This is a genomic window from Sphingomonas phyllosphaerae (assembly GCF_029623345.1).
Taxonomy (GTDB): domain Bacteria; phylum Pseudomonadota; class Alphaproteobacteria; order Sphingomonadales; family Sphingomonadaceae; genus Sphingomonas; species Sphingomonas phyllosphaerae_C.
Genome location: NZ_JAPYKH010000047.1, coordinates 1 through 5780, shown reverse-complemented (window position 1 = coordinate 5780; position 5780 = coordinate 1). Strand labels below are relative to the sequence as shown.

Sequence of the window (5780 nt, the reverse complement as noted above, 5' to 3'; positions counted from 1 at the left end):
GCGTGGAGCACCTGAATGGGTCGCGGGCACCCCGGCGCTCGGTGACGCCACCGCGAAGATTATCCATCTCTCGATCATGCAGGCCGTCTCCCGCTTCGAAGCGCGGGAGAACCTCGACGCGATGATCGAGAAGGTCGTGGCCGATCGAGCCCCGCTCGCGATCACGCGAGAGCGCGGCGAGGGCGCCGTCCTGATCTCCGCGGCGAACGGGCCTCGATCGAGGAGACACTCCATCTGCTTCGCTCCGCCGCCAATGCCAAGCGACTGCTAGCGAGCATCGCCGAACCGGAGACCGGGGGTCGTGAGGAGCACGAGCTTTTGCGTCCGTGAAGGTCCAAATCTCGGCGCGCTCATGGTCCGAGTATCTCGACCTGCATGCGCAGGACGCCAAGCTGTTCACCAAGCTCAACGCGCTGATCGAAGAATGTCGGTGACATCCGTTCAGCGGCATCGGCAAGCCTGAGCCGCTCGGCGGCAATCTATCAGGCTGGTGGTCGCGCCGCATCACGCAGGAGCATCGACTCGTCGATCGAGTTCTCGGCATTGGTGTCGATCAGGTGCTGCAAGTGGCACATTGCCGCTATCATTATTGAGGCAACAGCGCCGACCCGGATTAGGTCGGCGCGATGGCACCGCAACCGCTCGAGCCCGGACGCTCAAGGAGCCATCCCGAGCACCGATCAGTTCTCCGCCGGCAGATACACCTCCCCACCCGTCTCCTTGAACCGCTCGCTCATCGCCGCCATGCCTGCCTCGGCATCCTCCGCCGCGACGAAGCTCGCCACCGGCGCGTTCTGCTTGGCGGCGAAGTCCCGCACCTCCTGCGTGATCTTCATCGAGCAGAACTTGGGCCCGCACATCGAGCAGAAATGCGCGGTCTTCGCGCCCTCGGCGGGCAGCGTCTGATCGTGGTACGACTCGGCGGTGTCGGGATCGAGCGACAGGTTGAACTGGTCGCGCCAGCGGAACTCGAAGCGGGCCCGCGACAGCGCGTCGTCACGCAGCTTCGCCGCCGGGTGCCCCTTCGCCAGATCCGCCGCATGCGCGGCCAGCTTGTACGTCACGACGCCGACCTTGACGTCGTCGCGGTCGGGCAGGCCGAGATGCTCCTTGGGCGTGACGTAGCAGAGCATCGCGGTGCCGTACCAACCGATCATCGCCGCGCCGATGCCCGACGTGATGTGGTCGTAGCCCGGCGCGATGTCGGTGGTGAGCGGCCCGAGCGTATAGAAGGGCGCCTCGCCGCACGCCTCGAGCTGCTTTTCCATGTTCTGCTTGATCTTGTGCATCGGCACATGGCCGGGGCCCTCGATCATCACCTGCACGTCCTGTGCCCAGGCGCGCTTGGTCAGCTCGCCCAACGTGTAGAGCTCGGCGAATTGCGCCTCGTCGTTGGCGTCGGCGATGCTGCCGGGGCGCAGGCCGTCGCCGAGCGAATAGGCGATGTCGTACGCCTTCATGATCTCGGTGATCTCGTCGAACCGCTCGTACAGGAACGATTCCTTGTGATGCGACAGGCACCATTTCGCCATGATCGAGCCGCCGCGCGAGACGATCCCGGTGACGCGCTTGGCGGTCATCGGGATGTACGGCAGCCGCACGCCGGCGTGGATGGTGAAATAGTCGACGCCCTGCTCGGCCTGCTCGATCAGCGTGTCGCGGAAGATCTCCCAGGTCAGCTCCTCGGCGATCCCGCCGACCTTCTCCAGCGCCTGGTAGATCGGCACCGTGCCGATCGGCACCGGCGAGTTGCGGATGATCCACTCGCGCGTGTCGTGGATGTTGCGCCCGGTGGAGAGGTCCATCACCGTGTCCGCGCCCCAGCGGATCGACCAGACGAGCTTGTCGACCTCGCTGGCGACGTTCGACGCCACTGCGCTGTTGCCGATGTTGGCGTTGATCTTGACCAGGAAGTTGCGCCCGATCGCCATCGGCTCGCTCTCGGAGTGGTTGATGTTCGAGGGGATGATCGCGCGCCCGCGCGCCACCTCGTCGCGGACGAATTCGGGGGTGACGTAATCGGGGATGGCGGCGCCGAAGTCCTCGCCATCGCGGACATATTCGGCGAGCATCGCGCGCCCGAGATTCTCGCGCGTGGCGACATATTCCATCTCGGGCGTGATGATGCCGCGCCGCGCGTAGTGCATCTGGCTGACGTTGGCGCCGGCCTTGGCGCGCAGCGGCCGCTTGTTGACGTTGGGGAAGGGCTGCACACCGCCCGAGCGATCCGGCCCGAGCTGGCCGTTGTCCTCGGGGCGCAACGCGCGCGCGTCGTAGCGCTCGACGTCGCCGCGCGCTTCGATCCAGGCGGTGCGGCGCGCGGGCAGGCCCGCCATGATGTCGATCGCCGCGGCCGAATCGGTATAGGGGCCGCTGGTGTCGTAGACGTTGAGCGGCGGTTCGCCGCAGCCGGGATCGAGCTGGATCTGCCGCATCGCCACGCCGAGCGGACCGACATGGATCTTGCGCGAACCGCGGATCGGGCCAGTGGTGACACCGATCTCGGTGCGGGCGGGGACGTCGGCCATGCGTCTTCTCCTCGTGCTCGCGGGAGAAGACGGTTCGCCCGGGGGACGCCGCTCCACTCCCTACGCCGGTGTCAACCGGATCAGGTTCGGCGGGTCGAGGGCTGCCGCCCTCCTCTCAACCGCGGCATCGGCGGTCCCCCGGGGAAGCCACCGTCATAGCCGGATCGAGCGGACAAGCAAAGGGCCGCTTGCTCCGGCTCCGCGACGAGCGGCGCCGGCCCGATCAGGCGGTGGCGCCCGACGTGCGCAGCGCCTCAATCGAGTTGTTGGTGCCGGCCGGGAAGAACCCGCCGCCCACCTTCGCGGAGGTGGTGAGATAGGCGATGTTGTGCACCTGCGCGGAGGAGCGGCTGTAGGCGATCGAATTGGAGTCGGCGGGCACCAGGTCGGCGACCGTGAGCGCGCCGTTGGCGTCCGCCGTGGCCAGGGGTCCGTCGCGCGTGCCGGTGCCGTCGAGCAGGTCGCGTGCGGCGGACAGCTTGTTGGCCTTGGCGCGTGCGTCGAGCCCGAGGTTGAACAACTCGGTGCGGATCAGCCCGGCATGATAAGCCTCGGCGGCGAGGATTCCCGCCGCCGCTTCGAGATAGGTTGCGCTGGTGATCAGCGGCGACGCACCCTTGTAGGCGGTGACGCCGAGATCCTCGAACAGGAAGGCGGCGAGCAGGAAATTCTCGTCGCTCGCATAGGGATCGAAGGTCTGCCCCGACGCGACCACGCCGGCCGCCTGCGCCGCGGCGGTGAACGCCCCCGTCGCGCCGCCGTCGATGTTGATCGCGGGCTGCGCGATCACCAGTGTCGATCCCGCCGCGGTCAGCACCGCGCGTAGCGCGGTGACGTGCGCGATCTCGTCGCCCGCGATCTCGCGCGCGTAGGAGGCGATCACCGGATCGGCGAACTCGACCTTGCGCCCGCCGGTGACGTCGCCGCGCGTGCCCACCGCACCCGTCAGGCTCGCATCAGGCAGCCGCCGGCCGAACGCCGCGATCGAGTAGAATTGCGCCTCGAGATACTCGAGGTTGAGCGCGAGCTGGAGGATGCCGACATCGGTCGACACCCCGCTGGCGGTGGAAGTCGGCGTCGGCGACGGCGTCGGGGTCGGCGTATTGTCGTTGTTGTCGCTGCCGCAGGCGGAAAGCAGGCCCAAGCCCCCTGCCGCGGCGGCACCGGCGCTGGCGAGCTTGAGGAAGCGGCGGCGTTCGGCGCGTCGCTCATTGGCGAGCTCGAGCGCGGCGAAGACGGAATCCTTGATCATGATGACGGTCCCTCAGTCAGGGCGATACGGGAAAGGCGATCGGGGGCGGTCACACGCCTCAGGCCGATGCCGCGCTCGTCTTGATGTTGCCGTTGACGCCGGCGGGGAAGAAGCCGCCGCTGCTCACCGCCGCGGCGTTGAGGTAGACGATGTTGAGCACCTGCCCGGCCGAGCGGCTGTAGGCGATGCCATTCTCGTTGAGCGGCACGATGTTCGAGACCGTGCCGTCGCTCGTCGTGGTGGAGGCGATGCCCTGGTCGTCCTCGGCCGCGATGCCGCGCACCGCATCCGTCGTCGCGGTTTTGCCGTCGAGCGTGTCGCGCGCGTCGGAGATCGCCGTGGTCGCCTCGATCAGCTGCAGCGACGGCGTCGCCAACCCCTTGCGGTACAGCACCGAGCGAATGATCGCGGCGTGATAGGCCTCCACCGCGAGGATCCCCGCGGCGGCCTCGACGAAGACCTTGTTGCTGATCAGCGGCGCCGCGCCCTTGTAGGCGGTGACGCCGACGTCCTCGAAGATGAACGCGCCGAGCAGGAAGTTCTCGTCTGAGGCGTAGGGATCGAAGCTCTGGCCCGCCTGGATCAGCCCCGCCGCGCGCGCGGCCACGCTGAACGCGCTGGTGGCGCTGACGCTGAGGTCGATCGCGGGCTGCGCGGCGCGCGTGGTGTCGCTGAACTGGCTGCGCAGGAAGCGCACGTGCGCCAGCTCGTCCGCCGCGATCTCGCGCGCATATTGCCCGACGAGCGCGTCCTTGAATCCTACCGCGCGGCCGCCCGTTGCCGCACCCGCCGTGCCGACGTTGCCGCTGGTGTCGGCCGCGGCGAGCGCCGCGCCGGTGGCGGCGAAGGAGTAGAAGTTCGCCTCGAGATATTCGAGGTTTAGCGCGAAGTTGAGCACGTCCGCCTCGGTGAAGGTGGCGGTGGGCGTCGGACTGGGCGAGGTCTGCGCCTGCGCCGAAGCGGCCAAAGCGGTGGCCCCGATCGCGGCGGCACCGGCGACCTGGGTGAAGAAGTCGCGGCGCGAGTCGCGGCGGCGCGCGCGCGCCTCAAGCGTCTCCATCAACGGCTGGCGATCCGGCATGACAGGCCCTTTCCTAGTTGTCCCGACGCGCCGTGCTTGCCACACTTCCTAACCGACGTCAGGTTACGACACATACGACGGAGCGACACGAAGGATGCAGCGAGTGGCGGAATATTCGGGCGCTGCCAAGCCGTGACCGCGGCGCCCTCAGACGCGGCCGCGCGACGCGCCGAGCTGGTGCGCGTGCTGCTCGCCGTGGCCACGGAGGACCGCGACGCCTTCCAGCGGCTGTATCGACTCACCTCGGCGAAGCTGTTCGGCATCTGCCTGCGTATCTGCGGCGAGCGGCAGGCCGCGGAGGACGTGTTGCAGGACGTGTACGTGCAAGTGTGGCGCCGCGCGGGCGGCTATGAGCCGGGACGGGCGAGCCCGATCACCTGGCTGGCGACGATCGCGCGTCACCGCGCGATCGACTGGCGGCGCCGCCAGCACGTCACCGCGCCGCTGGCCGAAGCGGGCAGCATGGCCGAGCCGATCGATCCGGCGCCGCGCGCCGACACCGAGCTGCTCGCGGAGGAGGAGCGCGGGCGGATCGCCGACTGTCTCGAGACGCTCGAGCCGAGGCCGCGCGACGCGGTGCGCGCCGCTTTCTACGACGGCGTCACCTATGCCGAGCTGGCGGCGCGCGACGGCACGCCGCTGGGTACGATGAAGAGCCTGATCCGCCGCGCGCTGCTGCGGCTCCGCGAGTGCCTGTCCGATGACGCCTGACGATCAGGCCCTCGCCGCCGAGCTGGCGCTCGGGGTGCTCGACGGCGCCGAGCTGGTCGCGGCGCGCGCCCGGCTCGCCGGTGACCGCGCCTTCGCCGCCGAGGTGGCGCGCTGGGAAGAATGGCTCGCGCCGCTCGCGCTGGCCTTCCCCGAGTCGGTGCCGCCGCCCGAGCTGGAAGCGCGCGTGCTCGCCGCGATCGACACGCCG

5 protein-coding genes, 2 pseudogenes and 1 riboswitch are annotated in these 5780 nt (G+C 69.1%); of the genes and pseudogenes, 4 read left to right on the top strand and 3 right to left on the bottom strand.

Annotated elements, in window-relative coordinates; genetic code table 11:
- Together QBJ89_RS19990 and QBJ89_RS20150 are read left to right on the top strand one after the other, a co-directional pair.
- A pseudogene (locus QBJ89_RS19990) lies at positions 1-271 on the top strand (type II toxin-antitoxin system Phd/YefM family antitoxin); the annotation flags it as partial.
- 178 nt (positions 272-449) lie between these two features.
- Entirely contained in the window at positions 450-593 is a 144-nt protein-coding gene (locus tag QBJ89_RS20150; protein ID WP_347342845.1) for a type II toxin-antitoxin system YoeB family toxin, read from the top strand.
- A gap of 87 nt (positions 594-680) precedes the next feature.
- On the opposite strand, the gene thiC is transcribed toward QBJ89_RS20150, so the two are convergent.
- From thiC to QBJ89_RS19970, 3 genes are all read right to left on the bottom strand, one after another.
- On the bottom strand, positions 681-2528 hold the full coding sequence (gene thiC, locus QBJ89_RS19980; protein WP_277982207.1) for a phosphomethylpyrimidine synthase ThiC: 1848 nt from the start codon (positions 2526-2528) through the stop codon (positions 681-683).
- Positions 2529-2567: 39 nt separating this feature from the next.
- Positions 2568-2679, bottom strand: a riboswitch (TPP riboswitch).
- 72 nt (positions 2680-2751) lie between these two features.
- A complete protein-coding gene (locus tag QBJ89_RS19975; RefSeq protein ID WP_277982206.1) occupies positions 2752-3780 on the bottom strand; it encodes a ferritin-like domain-containing protein in 1029 nt (342 codons plus the stop codon).
- Positions 3781-3838: 58 nt separating this feature from the next.
- The gene (locus tag QBJ89_RS19970; RefSeq protein ID WP_277982205.1) at positions 3839-4861 is read right to left on the bottom strand and encodes a ferritin-like domain-containing protein; all 1023 of its coding nucleotides are present in this window, start codon (positions 4859-4861) and stop codon (positions 3839-3841) included.
- A gap of 132 nt (positions 4862-4993) precedes the next feature.
- Here QBJ89_RS19970 and QBJ89_RS19965 point away from each other — a divergent pair, with 132 nt between their 5' ends.
- Positions 4994-5572, top strand: a complete 579-nt coding sequence (locus tag QBJ89_RS19965; protein WP_277982204.1) for a sigma-70 family RNA polymerase sigma factor — start codon at positions 4994-4996, stop codon at positions 5570-5572.
- A pseudogene (locus tag QBJ89_RS19960) lies at positions 5562-5780 on the top strand (anti-sigma factor); the annotation flags it as partial. The gene QBJ89_RS19965 and the pseudogene QBJ89_RS19960, both read left to right, overlap by 11 nt.

Coding starts and splice junctions, on each gene's coding strand:
- QBJ89_RS19970 (WP_277982205.1), bottom strand. CDS start 4,861: ATGCCGGATCGCCAGCCGTTGATGGAGACGCTTGAGGCGCGCGCGCGC.
- thiC (WP_277982207.1), bottom strand. CDS start 2,528: ATGGCCGACGTCCCCGCCCGCACCGAGATCGGTGTCACCACTGGCCCG.
- QBJ89_RS19975 (WP_277982206.1), bottom strand. CDS start 3,780: ATGATCAAGGATTCCGTCTTCGCCGCGCTCGAGCTCGCCAATGAGCGA.